This is a genomic window from Neisseria cinerea (assembly GCF_900475315.1).
GTDB lineage: Bacteria > Pseudomonadota > Gammaproteobacteria > Burkholderiales > Neisseriaceae > Neisseria > Neisseria cinerea.
This window is the reverse complement of the sequence record NZ_LS483369.1, coordinates 1,551,535-1,569,759: the sequence shown is the minus strand read 5'-3', so window position 1 is coordinate 1,569,759 and position 18,225 is coordinate 1,551,535. Positions and strand designations below refer to the sequence as shown.

Below are 18,225 nucleotides of genomic sequence, written 5' to 3'. Positions count from 1 at the left end.
ATCAGTATTTTTCTTGTATCAAATCCGGTTGTAACCGATATTTTTATGTATTGTCAAATAGATTATTACGGTTTTTTGTGTTGAATTTATTTAATAATCGTTTAAATTCAATTAATTGTATTTAAGCAAAAGCTCTTTTTGACGGTGTGATTTGCAGACGGCGCAGCTTGAATCGTTGGCTTTGCCGTCTGAAATCCGACTATTTTTCTTTGCCGTTTTCCGTGGTGTCTTTCTTGTCTGAACCGAAGAAACGGTCGAAACGTATGGTGTATTTCAGCTCGCCGCCCGACGAACGGCTGCCGATGCGGGCAACCGCCTGTATGGCACGGGTCAACTGGTAAACCATTTTGATGGATTGTTCTGCACTGGAAATGCCGTATTCGTATCCGATGTAGAGGTCGCCGGTGAGTTGTTTGCCGATAGTCAGTACCTGTTCGGCAGGATTGAGTTCGCCGGTTTGCGCGTTTCTGCTGCGTTTGCTGGTAAATCCCAAATCATCCACCAGTCCGATTCGGTCGTTGATTTGTCCGGCAAGTAGTGCGCCTGCGGCGGCAGACAGGGTATCGTTGTCGCTGCTGCTGCCGCTGCTGGCACGGTTGAGGACGAGCCATGAGAGCTTGTCTTTTTCACTCATCGGTTCGTTTGCCGTCAGGGTAACGCGCGGGCTGTTGAGGCTGCCTAAAATTTCTACACCCGCCCCCACGGGGGAAAGGCGGCGTTCGGCACGGATGTTGAGGTTGGGGGCATTGAGCGGTCCGACAAAGGAAACCCTGCCTTTGGTGATGTCCAAATCCTGCCCGTATGCTTTATAACGTCCTTTGACAATGTGTACCGTACCTATTCCCTGTACGCTCTCTCCGGGATGCGAGGTCAGAGTCAGCTTTCCGCCTGCGGTAACGTCTGCACCATAACCGACGAAGCGGATATTGTCGTTTAAATCCAAGGTAATGTTCATGCTGACGGGGAGGGTTGCGGCGGCTTCTTTTTTGGGTTCTCCCAATACGACGACATCATCTCCGACAGACGGCATTGAGGATTTTTGCGAGCCGAACAATCCTTGATCTGTTTTAATCATACCGGTAACGGATATGCCTTTTTGCAGAGAATAGAGCAGGCGCGTATTGCCGGAAACCAGAAGGCGGCGGTTAGGGCGGGACAGGATGCGGTATTTGTCGAATACCGCGCTGATATCGACATCGGGTTCGCTGTTTTCCATACTGACCGTGCCGGAGAGTTCCGCCGTCCCTTCATGACGGAATTTCAAGCTGTCAATTATCCATTTCCTACCCTCTATATGGGAACGCAGTGAACCGTTATCCAAGATGATGCCTTGGGATTGGTTGCGGTAGTAGAGTTTTTCGCCGTTGATGCTGCCGCCCAAGTGCGGATTGGCAATGTTGCCGCCAAGGGTTACGGCGGCATTCAGGCTGCCTTTGACAGTTTGTCCGACCGGTAGGAAATTGCGGAATACTTCAGCATCGGCAACGGTCAGGTTGAGTTTCCCGCCCAGGGGCGAGGTACTGAAAGAATTACTTTGCCCGATTGTGATGTTGCCGTTGATTTTCCCGTAGTTGCTGTTACCGTTGACAGCGGCGTTGACGGACGGAGAGCCCACCCGTCCGCCGATATGCGCGTCGGCGTTCAGGTTGCCGGTGATATTTTGTACGGTAGCGGGCAGAAAGGGTTTGAATGCACCGAAATCGGGAAGGGAAACGGTAATCCTCCCGCCAATCGGTGCGGCAGCCATATTACCGCCGAAGGCGTTGCCGATATCCAAATCGGCATTAATCCGTCCGAAACGCGTGCCGCTGTCAAGCAGGGTTTCGATGCGGTTGTTTTGGAAACGGGTTTTCAAGGAAAGCGCATTCAAGCCCAAAGCATGTTTCCCGTCCAATACGACATCCCCGCTTTGGCGGCTGATGTTGAGGTAGCCGTGCGCATTATGCCCGTAGGCGACATCCCAATCTCCGTCTAAAACCAGATTGTGTTCGACGGGCGGTTTGTAGAAATTGTGCAGCTCGGCAATGTGCAGGCTGTGTGCGTTGCCTTTTGCCGATATGCCGCTTTTTTTATCCCAGGAAAAGTGTTGCAGATTCAGGCTGCCACCCATGGCTCGCCAGTTTGCCGTACTCATGGCCACACGTTCCGCACCGGCTTCAAGCATCATACGGTTTTGCAACTTGAGGTTGAATGCGCCGCCGATGTCGAAAACACTAATACTGCCTTTCCATAGGGTAAGTGCCTTGTTGATACCGCCTGAAGCGTCCAAGTCGAATTTGAACGGCTTGCCGTCCAGAGTCATGGAGGCATGCGTACGGATACGGTGTTGCACGCCCGTGCCGTCCAGTGTCAGGTCGGCAGTGTCGATAACTGCCGCCCCGCCGGATACGGAGAGGCTGCTGCCTTTTATGTCGGCATGGAGCGGACGGTTTATATCGGGCGAACCTTTGAGTGTGAAATCGAGGGAACGAATGTTTGCCGCCTTGCCGATATGCAGGCCGCGTGCCGTACCGGAAAGGTTGGTTTCAAATGTTTTGATGCCTTCGGATGGGTCCCCGGAAAGATGGCCGTGTATGTTTAACAAGCCTTCCAGTCCGAAACCGAAGCGGGATAAATCGGGGGCGGTGATATTGAGGTTGAGACGGTCGCCTTTTTTACCGAAGCTGCCGTCTGTTTTAATAATGTTCTGTCCCAGACGCAAATCAATCAGGGCACGCGGAAGGTGGCGGGATTCGTAAACAATGTCGGCATGACCGTTAAGCGGTACGCCGTTGAGTATGCTGGGGGAAAACCGCATTTTTCCCGAAAACTGCTCTTTTGCGAGTTCTCCTGCAAGGTTTATTGAGCCGTTGATATTGCCTGACGGAAACTTCGGGTCGATATTTGCGGGGTTGAATGCTTGGGAGCGGATATCGAGTTTGAGCAGGCGGTCTTTAAACAGTTCGAGGTAGCCTTGCGCGGTCAAACTGCCTTGCTCTGCTTCAATGCCAACGGTGTCGAACACCAGTTTTTGCTGTCCGTTTGCGGGGTCGCTTTCAATACCCAGACTGCCGTGCGTGCGTGCCGTACCGTTGCTGAGTTTCCAAGTGATGCCTGGTGAGGCGGTTGGGCCTTTGATGCCGATATTTCCGTTCAACTTGCCGTTGATTGCGGTTTGAATCACATCATCCGAGCCGACAGAGTCTATGCCTATATCCAGTTGCAGGATGTTTTTTCCGGTATCGATATCGCCGGACAGGTTGATATTTCCCCGTTCGAGCAGGGCAATGCCCGCATTATCAATATGTACCACACCATCCTGACCGATGACGAAGTCTCCCAAAATCTGTCGGACGGGGATGCTGTTGCGGTCGGCAAAACCGGCCTCGGTATTTTCCAGGTCGAGAGAACCATCCAGTGCGATGCCGTCTGAAAAAGACGGAATGGCGGTCAGGTCAAAGTTAAGCCTTGCTTTGGGTAGGGAGGGCAGGAAGGCGGACGGATTGATGTTGAATCCTTTAATCAGCACTTCTTCCAATGTTTTATCCAATGATTCGGCAAACGGGTGGATGATGGATTTCCCCGATAAATGGATATTGTCGCCATCCAGTATCAGGTCGGTGTGCATATCCTGCAAACTACCCCACAGGCGCGCCGTACCGTGTATGGTTTCGCCTTCCAGTTCGCCTTTGGTGTAGATGGCGGTGTTGAGGACAAAAGGTTTTTTCAGACCGATTACGACTGCACCGGTCGATTTGCTCCACGGGGTGTCGGCGGTTTTCAGGTCGAGGCGGTGTCCTTTGATGTCATAACGGTATGAAGCATCCAGCCTTTCGAGATAGACGGTTTGTTTGTCAAAGGCTTTGCCCACGCTGATTTTACCTGTTTCAAAGCGGTCGACGGATACGGCGGCAGGCAGGTCTATACTGTCCGGCAGCCCTTGTGCCGGACGCTCTTCTTTAGGCGGGGTCGGTTTGGTAACGATGGAAATGTCGCCGGCGGATATTTCGGTAATGTGCAGGCGGCGGCGTATCAGCTCGGACGGTTTCCAATCGAATCGGAAACGGCTGACGGTGATGTCGGCACCTTCGGTTTCTATCGACCAGTTGTCGCCGTCAAATCCGGCTATCAGCGTACCTTTGAGGTTTTTGGAAGAGATGTTTACGCCGAACCATGACGGAATCTTGTACAGACCGAAGCGTAAACCGGATTCCGTACCGGCAAGCCAGCCGGCAAACGACGTTATCAGGATGAGGATGCACAGCAATACCGCTGCCGATTTACGGAACAGTTTGCGTTTTTTTACCGGCGGGGTAGGGCGGTTTTCAGACGGCATTTGTCGTGTGTCGTTGACGGTCGGTGAAGTATCGGTCATGGTGTCTGTTTCAAAATAGTTGCGTCGGTGCCGTCTGAAACGGCTATACCGGTTTAGAAGCGTGTTCCCAGGCTGATGTGCCAACGGATTTTTCTATCGCTGTGCCCGTAGGCAATATCGAAGGAAAACGGTGCGAGCGGACTGAACCAGCGCACACCCAAACCGGAGCCGTGTTTCAGCGTCATGTGTTTGAAATTGGTGGAGACATCGCCCATATCGTGGAACACCGCGCCGGAAAGGGTGCGCGTAAACGGCAGTTGGTATTCCAGGCTGCCCACAAAGACGGCACGCTCGGGCAGAACCGATCCGTTCGGACCTGCAAGTCCGATACTGTCGAGTTCGTAACCGCGTACGGAGGACGCGCCGCCGCTGCGGAACATCAACCCTGAAGGAACTTCGGCATCTTTGCGGGCAACGGTGTACCCTGCCTGACCGCGTATGATGAACGTACCGATTTTTTTGTTTTCGGGCGTGAAGAAATAGCCGGCACGGGCGGAGGCACGCGTCAGAACGGTAGAGGACAGGAATTTGCCCAAAGTCGTACCGATTTTGCCGTCCAGGTAATAGCCGTTTTCAGGGTGCAGTTCGCTGTTGAGCAACTGTCGTTTCCATGATGCGGTCAGCATGGTGGCATGGCTTTTTCCCAAATCGTAATCCGTATCGGGAATTTTTCGGTCTTCTACAAGGAATTCCACACCCAGCCGCGCATCGATGCCGTTACGGTCGCGTACATGCCAGATGCCGCTGGAGAGGGAGCGTTTTTCGAGGTTTTGAGTGGTCGAACGGTTGTAGGAAACGTTGGTTGTCCAGTATTTGCCCCTGTAGTTGCGGGGTTGGCTGATACCGGCGGCAAGCGTGGTTTCGTATTTGTCCATATCCCAAACGACCGAACCGATATAGCCTTTGTTGAAGAGGTTGTAATGGTCGTAGGCGATCCTGCCGCCCAAACCGTATTCCGAATCAAGCCGTACGCCGGTTTCGAGTTTGTGGCGTTTGACTTCGGTTACGCTGACTTTGACGGGAACGCGGTCGTCTTGAAGGTGGTCGAAGTCTGCTTGTACGGATGCGCCGGAATAATGTCCGTTTTGTTCGAGGGCCTGTTGGAGGTCGAGTAACAGGTCTAGGTCGTACGGCATACCGGGCTGGAAACGCGCAAGGCCGGAAACGATTTGTTCAGGGTAACGCTGTGTGCCGGTGATTTCAAAGTTGCCGAATAATATGGGGCGGTTGCTGTCTACAATGACGTTCAAATCGGCGGTGGCGGTATCCGGGTTGACGGTAGCCTGCGTATTGCCGAGTTTGGCCAGGGGATAACCTTTGCGCGTTACCGCGCTGAGAACGGATGTTTTGCTGCTTTCCCAGTCGTCCTGATTAAAATCGCTGCCCACCGGCTGCTGCCAGTTTGACATAGCGTTGCGGTAGTATTCGGCAAGGTTGCCGTCTGAAAGGATGTCGCCGAGGATGGCGACGCTGACATTGCTGATTTTGGTGCGCGGGCCGGGTATGATATGTACTGTGTAGCCGCCGTTTTTTTCCGTCAGGCTGACTTTGCTGTTGAAATAGCCTTTGCTGCGGAGCATGGTTTTGACGTTGTCCGGCGCTTCTTCGGCAAGGAAGCCCACCTGTTCCTTATCCAAAACCTCTTCCTGCTGCTGTGTGATGAGTGGCAGGTGTTCTTCTATCATATCTTTAATTTCACTGTCTTGCGTATCGATACTGATGGGAAATTTGGGTTTTAATTTGACCGATTCGGTGTTTGTATTTTTATTTTTCGTCAGTATGGAACCCTCTGCCTTATTTTCGGTATGGTCGGCGGCAAGCGCATGTGCTGATGGGAAGAAAGATAGAGCCAGAAGGAGCGGGGCGGTCAATTTGATCATAATGGTATGCGTGTCGGGCGGTGGTATCGGTCTTTTTGATTCTAACATTGTTTCTACTGGGTTTTGAACGGCTGCCTTATATTGTTTGAAAGGGATAAGGTATTTCAGACGGCATATAAATTTCGGGCATTTTAACGGTTGTGGTTTGTTGTGTCTTTATTTATTTGTTTGATGGTATTTTGTTTTAAATCGGCATGCGGAAAAAATAAAAAAACACGGGAGATGAGATTTCTTTTAAAATACAACGTTTCTTAACATATAACAACATAAGGAAGAATAATGGCATTCGGCAGATCCTTACTTAATGCGATTAACAGTGTCAGCCTGGTCAAACAGATTGCCGTCGGTTTGGTGTTGGGTGTTGTAATCGGTTCGGTTTCACCGCAACTGGGTTTGGCGGCAGGTCTTTTCGGCAGCCTGTTTGTCGGTGCGCTTAAAGCCGTTGCCCCTGTTTTGGTTTTTGTTTTGGTCGCAGCAGCCGTTGCGCAGCATCAAAAAGGCAATGAGGCGTTTATCAAGCCTATTATCATTTTATATTTGATTGGAACGTTTGCCGCCGCCGTCGTGGCGGTAGTGGCCAGCATGGTGTTTCCCGTACACATCGTATTGGCGGGTGCGGGCGAGGTATCCAATGCGCCGCCTTCCGGTATTGTGGAGGTTTTGAAATCCCTGCTGATGAGTTTGGTTGCCAACCCGATTAACGCGATTGCCAATGCCAACTATATCGGTATTTTGGCTTGGGCTTTGGTTTTGGGTGCGGCATTGCGCAATCATGGTTCGGACGTAACGCGGCAGGTCGTCGCCGATTTGGCGGAAGCGGTTTCTACTGTTGTGAAATGGATTATCCGCTTTGCCCCTCTGGGTATTTTTGGTTTGGTATCGTCCACGATTGCGGAAACAGGTTTCGGCGCGCTTTCCGGTTATGTGAAGCTGCTTGCTGTCCTGCTTGGCTGTATGGTGTTTATCGCATTGGTGGTCAATCCGGTCATTGTATGGTGGAAAATCCGCAGTAATCCTTATCCGCTGGTGTTTACCTGTTTGCGCGAAAGCGGCGTATATGCTTTCTTTACCCGTTCTTCTGCCGCCAATATTCCTGTCAATATGGCTTTGGCGAAAAAGTTGGGTTTGCATGAAGATACTTATTCGATTTCCATTCCTTTGGGCGCAACCATCAATATGGCGGGTGCGGCGATTACGATTACCGTGTTGGCAATGTCGGCCGCGTACACTCAAGGGATTCATGTTGATTTTGCCACTGCGTTGCTTTTGAGCCTGGTGGCAACCGTCAGTGCGTGCGGCGCATCCGGCGTGGCAGGCGGTTCCCTTCTGCTGGTTCCTTTGGCGTGCAGCCTGTTCGGTATCAATAACGATGTCGCTATGCAGGTGGTTGCAGTCGGCTTTATCATCGGCGTGATTCAGGATTCGGCAGAAACAGCGTTGAATTCTTCAACCGATGTTTTGTTTACTGCCGCCGCCGATATGGGCAGACAGAGGAAATAGGCTTGGATATGGAATGCCGTCTGAAACAGTAAAGTTTCAGACGGCATTTTTTTAGGTGTTTGACGGTTGTCCGCACCGCTTTCTTGGGAAGGCGGGAGATAAATCCGTTATCGGATTTCCGGCAGTTACGGATAAGGATGTGCCACCAGTTTCCCATCGATGTATTCGCCGATATAGACTTGCACGGCAGTGAGCTTGAGGCGGTCGAGTTCCTGTTGCAGCCACGCTTCATCGCGGTTGATGATTTCGAGGATGTCGGGATCGACTTGACCGTCTGTAATCAGCGGATAGCGCAGGCTTTCGTCGCCGTATTGGATGACGGTAAGTTGCCCGTTTTGTTCCATCACGGCGCGTTTGACGGCTGAGATTTCGTAGATGCCGGCGGCGCGGAGTTTGAACATGAGGTCGTGTGCGCTGATGCCGTTTTTCATACATTCTTCTGCTTGGATTTTACCGTTGATGATGACCCAAACAGATTTGCCGTCAATTACGGATTTGATCCAGCGGTTGTGGTTTTTGATGAATTTCAGACTCAAGACCAACAGCGTCCACAAAATCAGCACGAGGAAAAATTGCAACAGCCCGACGCTGTCGCTGTAAATCACGCCGCCGATGATGCCGCCAAGCACATAGTTTTGTACTTGGTCCATAGCGGAAGTGGGGGCGAGGTTTCCTTTTCCCAAGATATTAATTTGAAAGACCAAACCTAAAATACCCATGAGGAGTTTGAGGGCAAGGAGGGAGTATGCTTCCATGAGTGTGTCCTGTTATTCTTTGTCGATGAGTTCGATGTTGTTGTTGACCAGATTGGTGGGGGTCAGGGTGTAGGCGGAGAAGTCTTGATTGAAATGGACTTCGTAATATTGGCTTTTGATGCCGATAATCATGCCGTTGTATAGGTGCGTGCTGTTGACGATGATGTCTTGTTTCTCCACTTTTTGATTTTCAATCAGTGCATTGAGAAAACCGACCATGCGCGAGGTGTCCGCGGCGAAGTTTTGGCGTTCGCTGTATGAGAGGTATTGGATGCCGCTGATGAGGATAAGCAGCAGTAAGGCGATAATGCTCAGGTCGCGGTATTTGGTGTCCATGCGGTGGCGCAGGTATTGCGATACGGCGAGCAGTAGGACGACAAGAGCGGCGAAAATCAGGACGTATTTCAAGTAGTCGTTGAAATACATATGGTTTTCAAGATAAAAGTGGGAAAAGAATTTCATGATTTCAAATGATTTGAGGAAAAAATAGAAAGGTCGTCTGAAAACTGAATTTTAGACGACCTTTCCCGTTTGAAACAGTTCAAAATGACAGGGCTGCTTTATTTCTTATTGCCCAACTGCGGCAATACCGAACCTTCGCCCAGCGACAACAAACCGCTTTGCGAGTAGATACCCAGTTTGGCGCGGGTGTCGGTGATGTCGAGGTTGCGCATGGTGAGTTGGCCGATGCGGTCGAGCGGGGTGAACGCGGCGTCTTCGACTTTTTCCATGCTCAGGCGTTCCGGTTGGTAGGTCAGGTTAGGCGATTCGGTGTTCAGAATCGAGTAGTCGTTGCCGCGACGCAGTTCGAGGGTGACTTCGCCGGTAATGGCTTTGGCGACCCAGCGTTGGGCGGTTTCGCGCAACATCAGGGCTTGGCTGTCAAACCAGCGGCCTTGGTAGAGCAAACGGCCGAGGCGCAGGCCGTTGATGCGGTATTGTTCGATGGTGTCCTCGTTGTGGATGCCGGTCACCAAACGTTCGTAGGCGATGTGGAACAACGCCATGCCCGGGGCTTCGTAGATGCCGCGCGATTTGGCTTCGATGATGCGGTTTTCGATTTGGTCGCTCATGCCCAAGCCGTGGCGGCCGCCGATGCGGTTGGCTTCGAGGAAGAGTTCGACGGGGTCGGCGTATTCTTTGCCGTTCAATGCAACCGGCACGCCTTCTTCAAAGCGTACGCTGACTTCTTCAGGTTTGACTGCGACGTTTTCGTCCCAGAAGGCAACGCCCATGATGGGCTTAACGATTTTGATGCCGCTGTTGAGGAATTCCAAATCTTTGGCTTCATGCGTCGCGCCGAGCATATTGGAATCGGTGGAGTAGGCTTTTTCAACCGACATTTTGTAGTTGAAACCGTTGGCAATCAGAAATTCGCTCATTTCGTGACGGCCGCCGAGTTCGTCGATAAATTGTTGGTCGAGCCAAGGTTTGTAGATTTTCAGCGCGGGATTGGTCAAGAGGCCGTAGCGGTAGAAACGCTCGATGTCGTTGCCTTTGTAGGTGCTGCCGTCGCCCCAGATATTGACGTCGTCTTCTTTCATGGCGGAAACGAGCATGGTGCCGGTCACGGCGCGGCCCAGAGGCGTGGTGTTGAAATAGGCGATGCCGCCGGTGGAAACGTGGAACGCGCCGCATTGGATGGCGGCGATACCTTCGTGTGCCAACTGCGCGCGGCAGTCGATCAGGCGGGCGTTTTCCGCACCGTATTCCATTGCTTTTTTGGGAATGGCATTGTAGTCGTCTTCGTCGGGCTGGCCGAGGTTGGCAGTGTAGGCATAAGGCAGCGCGCCTTTGAGTTTCATCCACAACAGCGCGGCAGAGGTATCAAGACCGCCCGAGAAGGCGATGCCGACTTTTTGACCGATGGGGAGGTGTTGCAGGATAGTATTGTTTTGACTCATGTGGAATCCTTCGGACTAAAAATAAAAGCAGAACGAGGTAAACCGCTCTGCACATGATTTGAACTTATTATCTTATAAATAGATGAGATAATCTAGTTTAATGCCGTCTGAAAAAGCATTCAGGTTTTCAGACGGCATTTGTCCGCAATTATTGAGACGCTATCCGAAGCTGAATATAATGAAGCATGCTGCCCAAACCGAAGCAGCTGCCAAAGGCCACAACAAGTAGCCTTTTTGCCCGGTCAAACGCCACATTTCATCTGCATTGGTTGCAACAAAAAACAACCACAAAAAACCAAGTAAAATATCCGTAAAGACTGCCAGTGAAAAAATCATACGGTTTGCAGGTAAGGAGCTGAATGCGCTCAGAACAACCCATTGTATAAAAAATGTGGAAAGCGTAGCATATTTGGCGCGAAAATTGACTGCACGTTTGTCTTGATGAATTTTACGGCGAATAATCAAATACTGAACAATCAGCACAAACGCACACACAAAAAGGCTGATAATGAACATGAAAAACGCAACAATGCCGATTACAGACATGAGTCTCTCCTATCCGTTGCACCTAATAAGCAATATTGGAACAGTAATCATGGGGAATCATGAATATAGCCTTTAGGCAGAAGGAAAGATTATGAAAGACCGACAGCATTTGTTCAACCTCATCATCATCGGCGATGAAATTCTTCATGGCAGCCGTCAAGACAAGCATTTCGCCTTTTTCAAATCCTTATTGGAATCGCACGGACTGAAGCTCAATCAGGTGCAATATCTGCCCGACGAACCCGATTTGCTGGTCAAACAACTGCGCCGCAGCTTTTCAGACGGCATGCCGACTTTCGTTACCGGCGGTATCGGCGCCACGCCCGACGATCATACCCGCCAAGCGGCCGCCGCCGCTTTGGATTTGCCCGTCGTCCGCCATCCTGAAGCCGCTAAGTTTATCGAAGGCGTGACCCTTAAACGCGGCGAGCCGCTCGATTCGCCCGAACACGCCCAACGCCTGAAGATGGCGGATTTTCCCGAAGGCGCGGAATTGGTGCCCAATCCGTTTAATAATATCGCCGGATTTTCCATCCGCGAGCATTATTTCTTCCCCGGCTTCCCTGTGATGGCGCACCCAATGGCCGAATGGGTTTTGAATACTTATTACGCCGACCGCTTCAACCAAACCGAACGCGGCAGCCGCAGCGTGTATGTGTTCGAGCAGCCGGAATCACGGCTGACGCCGCTTATGGAGTATATCGAACAAACTTATCCCGGCGTGCGTTCTTACAGCCTGCCCAGCGTCGGTTGGACCAATGCGGACGGAACGGCAGTCAGGCCGCATATCGAGTTCGGCATTAAGGCAGAGGGTGAGGTGGTGCAGCTTCTGGATGCTGCGTGGAAAGAAGTGTCCGACAACTTGGACGCAATGGGCGTAGAACGGAAAAATCGGGCAGAATGAACAGTTCTGCCCTTCGGGATATTTTAAGAAAGGTCAAGTATGCAATATCGGATTAGGAGGGAAAACGAAGCCTCTGAAGCCCAAAATACCATGGAAACTTCTTGGGAGCGCGACATCATGCGTGAAGTGCTGCTGTCCGCCTATCGGGACAGGCGCAGGGAACGGATGTGGAAAAACATTTGGCGTGCCGTCGGCACCCTGATTTTGATTGCCCTGCTTGCCGGCATTTTCCGTAAAGATGAAACGGCGTTGCGGCTGGAAGGCAATACGCCGCATACGGCAGTCGTCAACCTGTACGGAGAAATCGGCAACGGCGTCGAAGATCAGGTCAAGAAACTGAAAGACGGCATGGAAGCCGCCTACAAGAACCCGCAGGCAAAGGCCATTATCATCCGCGCCAACAGTCCGGGCGGCTCTCCCGTCGTATCCAATACTGCCTTTGATGAAATACGCCGTCTGAAAGCGCAACATCCCGACATTCCCGTTTATCTCGTGGCGGAGGATATGTGTGCATCAGGCTGCTACTATATTGCGGCGGCGGCAGACAAAATTTATGCGGACCCGTCCAGCATCGTCGGCAGCATCGGCGTTATCGGCAGCAGTTTTGATGCTACTGAATTAATGGAAAAAATCGGCGTGAAACGCAGGGTTAAAATTGCAGGCAGCAACAAAGGTATGGGCGATCCGTTTTCTCCCGAAACGCCCGAACAGTCGAAAATCTGGGAAGAAATGCTGACCGGCATACACGGAGAATTTATCAAGGCTGTTAAAGCAGGACGTGGCAGCCGACTTAAGTTCCAACAGTATCCCGATGTGTTCAGCGGTCGAGTGTATACGGGTGCGGATGCGCAGAAAGTCGGGTTGATAGACGGTATCGGCAATGTCTACAGCGTGGCGCGCAATGTCGTCAAAGCTCCGGATTTGGTCGATTACACACGGCAGGACGATTTCGGCACACTATTGGGCAGGCGTTTTGGGGCAGAACTTAAAGCTGGCGTGCGTGAAGTCTTGCAGACTGTCCGATAGTTTTACCATACATTATCCCATGCCGTCTGAAGCTTTCAGACGGCATTGTTGTATGCGGGTAAGGAAGAATGCGAGGGGTAAGCGGAAAAGGGAAAATCAGATAGGGTATTTACAAAAAACTCAAATAATAATCGTTATCATAAAATAATTGTATTTATTGGACTTTTTTGCCTGTTTTCCTTTTAAAGGTTTTTGAAATTCGCTAAAATACGAAATTATTGTAGAAATTTTGTTAACGGATTTGGGTGTAACCATGTTGTCCGCTTACTTTCCCGTCTTTGTCTTTATCCTTGTCGGTCTTGCAGCCGGCGTGCTGTTTATCCTGCTCGGCACGATTTTAGGCCCGAAACGCCACTACGCCGAAAAAGACGCGCCTTACGAATGCGGTTTCGAAGCCTTTGAAAACGCAAGGATGAAGTTCGACGTGCGCTATTACCTCGTCGCCATCCTCTTCATCCTCTTCGATTTGGAGGTCGCGTTCATGTTGCCGTGGGCAGTCGTGTTCAAAGATTTGGGCGCGTACGGCTTTTGGTCTATGCTGGTGTTTATCGTCGTTCTGACGGTAGGCTTTATTTACGAATGGAAAAAAGGTGCGCTGGAATGGGAATAGAAGGCGTTTTGAAAAAAGGTTTCATCACCACCAGCGCGGATACGGTGTTGAACTATATGCGTACCGGTTCATTGTGGCCGGTTACTTTCGGTTTGGCCTGCTGCGCCGTAGAAATGATGCATGCGGGCATGGCGCGTTACGACCTTGACCGCTTTGGCATCATTTTCCGTCCGTCCCCCCGTCAGGCCGACCTGATGATTGTGGCAGGTACGCTGACCAACAAAATGGCGCCTGCCCTGCGCCGCGTATACGACCAGCTCGCCGAGCCGCGCTGGGTATTGTCTATGGGCTCGTGTGCCAACGGCGGCGGCTATTATCACTATTCTTATTCCGTTGTGCGCGGTGCCGACCGCGTCGTGCCGGTAGATGTTTATGTGCCGGGTTGTCCACCGACTGCGGAAGCTCTGATTTACGGCCTGATTCAGCTCCAACAAAAAATCAAGCGCACTTCCACCATCGCGCGTGATGAGTAAGGAGAGGACGATATGGCAAGCATTCAAAACTTATACGAAACCGTCGTCAGTGTGCTTGGCGATCAGGCAAGCAAAGTCATTTCAGCTTTGGGCGAAATTACCGTCGAGTGTCTGCCTGAACACTATATTTCAGTCATGACCACGCTGCGCGACCATGAAGAACTGCATTTCGAGCTTCTGGTTGACTTGTGCGGTGTCGATTACAGCACTTATAAAAACGAATTATGGCAGGGCAAGCGCTTTGCCGTCGTCAGCCAGCTGCTTTCCGTTAAAAACAATCAGCGCATCCGCGTGCGCGTCTGGGTTTCAGACGACGACTTCCCCGTAGTCGAATCCGTAGTCGATATTTACAACAGTGCGGATTGGTACGAGCGCGAAGCCTTCGATATGTACGGCATCATGTTCAACAACCATCCGGACTTGCGCCGCATCCTGACCGATTACGGTTTCGTCGGACATCCGTTCCGCAAAGATTTCCCGATTTCCGGTTATGTGGAAATGCGTTACGACGAAGAGCAAAAACGCGTGATTTACCAACCTGTTACCATTGAGCCGCGCGAGATCACGCCGCGTATCGTCCGTGAGGAGAACTACGGTGGCCAATAAATTAAGAAACTACACCATCAACTTCGGCCCGCAACACCCTGCGGCGCACGGCGTATTGCGTATGATTTTGGAGTTGGAGGGCGAAACCATCGTCCGTGCCGACCCACATATCGGCCTCCTGCACCGAGGTACCGAAAAACTGGCAGAAACCAAAACCTATCTGCAAGCCCTGCCCTATATGGACCGCTTGGATTACGTTTCCATGATGGTCAACGAGCAGGCGTATTGTTTGGCAGTAGAAAAACTTGCCGGAATTGATGTACCTATCCGCGCCCAGTATATTCGCGTGATGTTCGCCGAAGTAACGCGCATCCTCAATCACTTGATGGGCATCGGTTCACACGCCTTCGACATTGGCGCGATGACCGCCATCCTTTACGCCTTCCGCGACCGCGAAGAGCTGATGGACTTGTACGAAGCCGTGTCCGGCGCGCGTATGCACGCAGCCTACTTCCGTCCCGGCGGCGTTTACCGCGACCTGCCCGACTTCATGCCTAAATACGAGAGCAGCAAATTCCGCAATGCCAAAGTATTGAAGCAGCTCAATGAATCCCGCGAAGGCACCATGCTCGACTTTATCGATGCCTTCTGCGAACGTTTCCCGAAAAACATCGATACACTTGAAACCCTCCTGACCGACAACCGTATTTGGAAACAGCGTACAGTCGGCATCGGCGTTGTCACTCCTGAGCGCGCCATGCAAAAAGGCTTTACCGGGGTGATGTTACGCGGTTCCGGCGTGGAATGGGACGTGCGTAAGACACAGCCTTACGAAGTGTACGACAAAATGGATTTCGACATCCCCGTCGGCGTCAACGGCGACTGCTACGACCGTTACCTCTGCCGCATGGAAGAAATGCGTCAATCCGTGCGTATCATCAAACAATGTTCCGAGTGGTTGCGTGTCAATCCGGGTCCGGTCATTACCACAAACCACAAATTTGCTCCGCCCAAACGTACCGAAATGAAAACAGGTATGGAAGACCTGATTCACCATTTCAAACTCTTTACCGAGGGTATGCACGTTCCCGAGGGCGAGACCTACACCGCTGTCGAACATCCGAAAGGCGAGTTCGGCGTTTACATCATTTCAGACGGCGCAAACAAACCCTACCGCCTGAAAATCCGCGCACCCGGCTTCGCCCACCTGCAAGGCATGGACGAAATGGCAAAAGGCCACATGCTGGCCGACGTCGTTGCCATCATCGGTACGCAGGACATCGTATTCGGGGAGGTTGACCGATAATGTTATCCGCAGAATCTTTAAAACAAATTGACATTGAGTTGGCAAAATATCCTGCCGACCAACGCCGCAGCGCCATCATGGGCGCGTTGCGTATCGCCCAAACCGAAAAAGGCTGGCTTGCTCCCGAGACCATCGCCTTTGTTGCAGACTATATCGGCATCTCGCCTGCACAAGCCTACGAAGTCGCTACTTTCTACAATATGTACGACCTTGAGCCTGTCGGTAAATACAAACTGACCGTTTGTACCAACCTGCCCTGCGCCCTGCGCGGCGGTATGGCTACCGGCGAATACCTCAAACAAAAACTCGGTATCGGCTACGGCGAAACCACGCCTGACGGCAAATTTACCCTTGTCGAAGGCGAATGCATGGGCGCATGTGGTGACGCTCCGGTCATGCTGGTCAACAACCACAGTATGTGCAGCTTTATGACCGAAGAAGCGATTGACAAGAAACTTGCCGAACTGAAATAAAAGGCCGTCTGAAAAAGGGGGTATGGTATGGAATACATAATAGATATTTATGAAACAGATGAATTAAATAAATATCGTTTTGCATTAGGATCTATATCTGAAAAAACGCTTTTTGTTTTTGGTATTAATCCTAGTACTGCAGATGACAAAGAACCTGATCCTACAATTAGAAAAGTCATGGGTTTTGCTGAGGAAAATGGATATATAAGTTTTGTAATGTTTAATTTGTATCCACAAAGAGCAACGAATCCTAATGATTTACCGCAAGAAGCTAGTAAAGAAATTATACAAAAAAATGTTGAAATCATTTCTAAATTGATTTCGCAACAAGTAACAAGTGATATTTTGTTGGCTTGGGGTGGTTTATTTTATTCTAGAGCGTATTTTTCCGACTGCTTAAAACAGCTTTACGAAAACTTAAAACAGTACCCTATAAATTGGTTAAGAATTGGGGAGTTTTTAAAGAGCGGACAACCTCGACACCCATTATATGCAGCGTATAGTAACGAATTAAAGAAAATGGACATGCTGAATTTTTTGGAGAAAATTTAGCGAAGTAGGTTGGGAACCAATACAAAATACATTCAGGCCGTCTGAAAACAACGGCTGCAACCTATACGAAAACAAACAGGCACACCAAAAATGGCTATTTACCAATCAGGCGTGATTTTTGACCAAGTGGATACCGCCAATCCCGATTGCTGGACATTGGACGAATACGTCAAACGTGGCGGTTATACCGCCCTGCGTAAAATCCTGTCCGAAAACATCTCGCAAACCGATGTGATTGACGAAGTCAAAACCTCCGGTTTGCGCGGTCGTGGCGGTGCGGGCTTCCCGGCCGGCTTGAAATGGAGCTTTATGCCCCGTTCCTTCCCGGGCGAAAAATATGTGGTTTGTAACACCGACGAAGGCGAGCCGGGTACATTTAAAGACCGCGACATCATCATGTTCAATCCTCATGCCCTGATTGAAGGCATGATTATTGCCGGTTATGCGATGGGTGCGAAAGCCGGCTACAACTATATCCACGGCGAGATTTTTGAAGGCTATCAACGCTTTGAAGCCGCTTTGGAGCAGGCGCGTGCCGCAGGCTTTTTGGGTAAAAATATTTTGGGTTCGGATTTTGAATTTGAACTCTTCGCCCACCACGGCTACGGCGCATATATTTGCGGCGAAGAAACTGCATTGCTCGAATCGTTGGAAGGCAAAAAAGGCCAGCCGCGCTTCAAACCGCCATTCCCTGCCTCGTTCGGCCTGTACGGCAAACCGACCACTATCAACAATACCGAAACGTTCTCCTCTGTCCCCTTCATTATCCGTGATGGCGGACAGGCGTTTGCCGACAAAGGTATTCCGAATGCAGGCGGTACCAAATTGTTCTGTATTTCCGGTCATGTCGAGCGCCCGGGCAACTATGAAGTGCCGTTAGGCACGCCGTTTGCCGAAATCCTGAAAATGGCGGGCGGTATGCGCGGCGGCAAAAAACTCAAAGCCGTTATCCCCGGCGGTTCGTCCGCGCCGGTATTGCCTGCCGACATCATGATGCAGACCAATATGGACTACGACTCGATTTCCAAAGCGGGATCAATGTTGGGTTCCGGCGCGATTATCGTGATGGACGAAGATGTGTGCATGGTCAAAGCCCTTGAGCGTCTGAGCTATTTCTACTACGACGAGTCTTGCGGTCAATGTACGCCTTGTCGTGAAGGTACGGGCTGGCTCTACCGTATCGTCCACCGCATCGTAGAAGGCAAAGGCCGCATGGAAGACTTGGAGTTGCTCGATTCCGTCGGCAACCAAATGGCCGGCCGCACCATCTGCGCCCTCGCCGATGCCGCCGTCTTCCCTGTCCGCAGCTTTACCAAGCATTTCCGTGATGAGTTTGTGCATTACATCGAACACGGCGGACCGATGAAACCGAATAAGTGGTGCTAAGTTTTCAGAC

At 51.0% G+C, this 18,225-nt stretch carries 16 protein-coding genes; 10 read left to right on the top strand and 6 right to left on the bottom strand.

Annotated elements, in window-relative coordinates; genetic code table 11:
- Positions 1–199 precede the first annotated feature (199 nt).
- The gene (locus DQM57_RS08105; protein WP_111727476.1) at positions 200–4,354 is read right to left on the bottom strand and encodes a translocation/assembly module TamB domain-containing protein; all 4,155 of its coding nucleotides are present in this window, start codon (positions 4,352–4,354) and stop codon (positions 200–202) included.
- A 53-nt stretch (positions 4,355–4,407) separates the two neighbouring features.
- Positions 4,408–6,282, bottom strand: a complete 1,875-nt coding sequence (locus tag DQM57_RS08100; RefSeq protein ID WP_107960981.1) for an autotransporter assembly complex protein TamA — start codon at positions 6,280–6,282, stop codon at positions 4,408–4,410.
- Between the two features lie 231 nt (positions 6,283–6,513).
- On the opposite strand from DQM57_RS08100, the gene sstT reads away from it, so the two are divergent.
- A complete protein-coding gene (sstT, locus tag DQM57_RS08095; protein ID WP_107860362.1) occupies positions 6,514–7,734 on the top strand; it encodes a serine/threonine transporter SstT in 1,221 nt (406 codons plus the stop codon).
- Positions 7,735–7,859: 125 nt separating this feature from the next.
- Here the strand turns inward: sstT and DQM57_RS08090 are convergent, their stop codons facing one another.
- The 4 genes from DQM57_RS08090 to DQM57_RS08075 form a co-directional block, all read right to left on the bottom strand.
- A complete protein-coding gene (locus tag DQM57_RS08090) occupies positions 7,860–8,489 on the bottom strand; it encodes a DUF421 domain-containing protein (RefSeq protein WP_111727475.1) in 630 nt (209 codons plus the stop codon).
- Between the two features lie 12 nt (positions 8,490–8,501).
- On the bottom strand, positions 8,502–8,951 hold the full coding sequence (locus DQM57_RS08085) for a DUF3290 family protein (RefSeq protein ID WP_111727474.1): 450 nt from the start codon (positions 8,949–8,951) through the stop codon (positions 8,502–8,504).
- A gap of 98 nt (positions 8,952–9,049) precedes the next feature.
- Positions 9,050–10,393, bottom strand: coding sequence for an argininosuccinate synthase (gene argG / locus DQM57_RS08080; RefSeq protein WP_111727473.1), 1,344 nt, complete (start codon positions 10,391–10,393; stop codon positions 9,050–9,052).
- A gap of 159 nt (positions 10,394–10,552) precedes the next feature.
- Positions 10,553–10,939: a hypothetical protein gene (locus DQM57_RS08075; RefSeq protein WP_111727472.1), complete on the bottom strand. Its 387-nt coding sequence runs from the start codon at positions 10,937–10,939 to the stop codon at positions 10,553–10,555.
- A 91-nt stretch (positions 10,940–11,030) separates the two neighbouring features.
- Here DQM57_RS08075 and DQM57_RS08070 point away from each other — a divergent pair, with 91 nt between their 5' ends.
- The 9 genes from DQM57_RS08070 to nuoF all read left to right on the top strand — a co-directional run bounded on the left by DQM57_RS08070 (position 11,031) and on the right by nuoF (position 18,215).
- Positions 11,031–11,843: a competence/damage-inducible protein A gene (locus tag DQM57_RS08070; protein WP_111727471.1), complete on the top strand. Its 813-nt coding sequence runs from the start codon at positions 11,031–11,033 to the stop codon at positions 11,841–11,843.
- A gap of 39 nt (positions 11,844–11,882) precedes the next feature.
- Positions 11,883–12,869, top strand: coding sequence for a S49 family peptidase (locus tag DQM57_RS08065; RefSeq protein WP_111727470.1), 987 nt, complete (start codon positions 11,883–11,885; stop codon positions 12,867–12,869).
- A gap of 253 nt (positions 12,870–13,122) precedes the next feature.
- Positions 13,123–13,479 (top strand): NADH-quinone oxidoreductase subunit A, encoded by a 357-nt coding sequence (locus tag DQM57_RS08060; RefSeq protein ID WP_002215607.1) that lies wholly within the window; start codon positions 13,123–13,125, stop codon positions 13,477–13,479.
- Entirely contained in the window at positions 13,470–13,952 is a 483-nt protein-coding gene (locus DQM57_RS08055) for a NuoB/complex I 20 kDa subunit family protein (protein ID WP_002215610.1), read from the top strand. The genes DQM57_RS08060 and DQM57_RS08055 overlap by 10 nt, the downstream gene beginning before the upstream one ends.
- A gap of 12 nt (positions 13,953–13,964) precedes the next feature.
- The gene (locus tag DQM57_RS08050) at positions 13,965–14,558 is read left to right on the top strand and encodes an NADH-quinone oxidoreductase subunit C (protein WP_111727469.1); all 594 of its coding nucleotides are present in this window, start codon (positions 13,965–13,967) and stop codon (positions 14,556–14,558) included.
- On the top strand, positions 14,548–15,804 hold the full coding sequence (gene nuoD, locus DQM57_RS08045; protein ID WP_049332998.1) for an NADH dehydrogenase (quinone) subunit D: 1,257 nt from the start codon (positions 14,548–14,550) through the stop codon (positions 15,802–15,804). Before DQM57_RS08050 ends, nuoD begins: the two co-directional genes overlap by 11 nt.
- Positions 15,804–16,277: an NADH-quinone oxidoreductase subunit NuoE gene (gene nuoE / locus DQM57_RS08040; protein ID WP_049332996.1), complete on the top strand. Its 474-nt coding sequence runs from the start codon at positions 15,804–15,806 to the stop codon at positions 16,275–16,277. Before nuoD ends, nuoE begins: the two co-directional genes overlap by 1 nt.
- 27 nt (positions 16,278–16,304) lie before the next feature.
- Positions 16,305–16,829: a DUF1643 domain-containing protein gene (locus DQM57_RS08035; protein WP_111727468.1), complete on the top strand. Its 525-nt coding sequence runs from the start codon at positions 16,305–16,307 to the stop codon at positions 16,827–16,829.
- Between the two features lie 90 nt (positions 16,830–16,919).
- Entirely contained in the window at positions 16,920–18,215 is a 1,296-nt protein-coding gene (nuoF, locus tag DQM57_RS08030) for an NADH-quinone oxidoreductase subunit NuoF (protein WP_111727467.1), read from the top strand.
- The last annotated feature ends 10 nt before the right edge of the window (positions 18,216–18,225 follow it).

What these genes read in the sequence shown, in the direction of transcription:
- DQM57_RS08100 (WP_107960981.1), bottom strand. Translation starts at nt 6,282, where the DNA reads ATGTTAGAATCAAAAAGACCGATACCACCGCCCGACACGCATACCATT.
- sstT (WP_107860362.1), top strand. Translation starts at nt 6,514, where the DNA reads ATGGCATTCGGCAGATCCTTACTTAATGCGATTAACAGTGTCAGCCTG.
- DQM57_RS08050 (WP_111727469.1), top strand. Translation starts at nt 13,965, where the DNA reads ATGGCAAGCATTCAAAACTTATACGAAACCGTCGTCAGTGTGCTTGGC.
- DQM57_RS08035 (WP_111727468.1), top strand. Translation starts at nt 16,305, where the DNA reads ATGGAATACATAATAGATATTTATGAAACAGATGAATTAAATAAATAT.
- DQM57_RS08055 (WP_002215610.1), top strand. Translation starts at nt 13,470, where the DNA reads ATGGGAATAGAAGGCGTTTTGAAAAAAGGTTTCATCACCACCAGCGCG.
- DQM57_RS08075 (WP_111727472.1), bottom strand. Translation starts at nt 10,939, where the DNA reads ATGTCTGTAATCGGCATTGTTGCGTTTTTCATGTTCATTATCAGCCTT.
- DQM57_RS08090 (WP_111727475.1), bottom strand. Translation starts at nt 8,489, where the DNA reads ATGGAAGCATACTCCCTCCTTGCCCTCAAACTCCTCATGGGTATTTTA.
- argG (WP_111727473.1), bottom strand. Translation starts at nt 10,393, where the DNA reads ATGAGTCAAAACAATACTATCCTGCAACACCTCCCCATCGGTCAAAAA.
- DQM57_RS08060 (WP_002215607.1), top strand. Translation starts at nt 13,123, where the DNA reads ATGTTGTCCGCTTACTTTCCCGTCTTTGTCTTTATCCTTGTCGGTCTT.
- DQM57_RS08070 (WP_111727471.1), top strand. Translation starts at nt 11,031, where the DNA reads ATGAAAGACCGACAGCATTTGTTCAACCTCATCATCATCGGCGATGAA.
- DQM57_RS08065 (WP_111727470.1), top strand. Translation starts at nt 11,883, where the DNA reads ATGCAATATCGGATTAGGAGGGAAAACGAAGCCTCTGAAGCCCAAAAT.
- DQM57_RS08085 (WP_111727474.1), bottom strand. Translation starts at nt 8,951, where the DNA reads ATGAAATTCTTTTCCCACTTTTATCTTGAAAACCATATGTATTTCAAC.
- DQM57_RS08105 (WP_111727476.1), bottom strand. Translation starts at nt 4,354, where the DNA reads ATGACCGATACTTCACCGACCGTCAACGACACACGACAAATGCCGTCT.
- nuoE (WP_049332996.1), top strand. Translation starts at nt 15,804, where the DNA reads ATGTTATCCGCAGAATCTTTAAAACAAATTGACATTGAGTTGGCAAAA.
- nuoF (WP_111727467.1), top strand. Translation starts at nt 16,920, where the DNA reads ATGGCTATTTACCAATCAGGCGTGATTTTTGACCAAGTGGATACCGCC.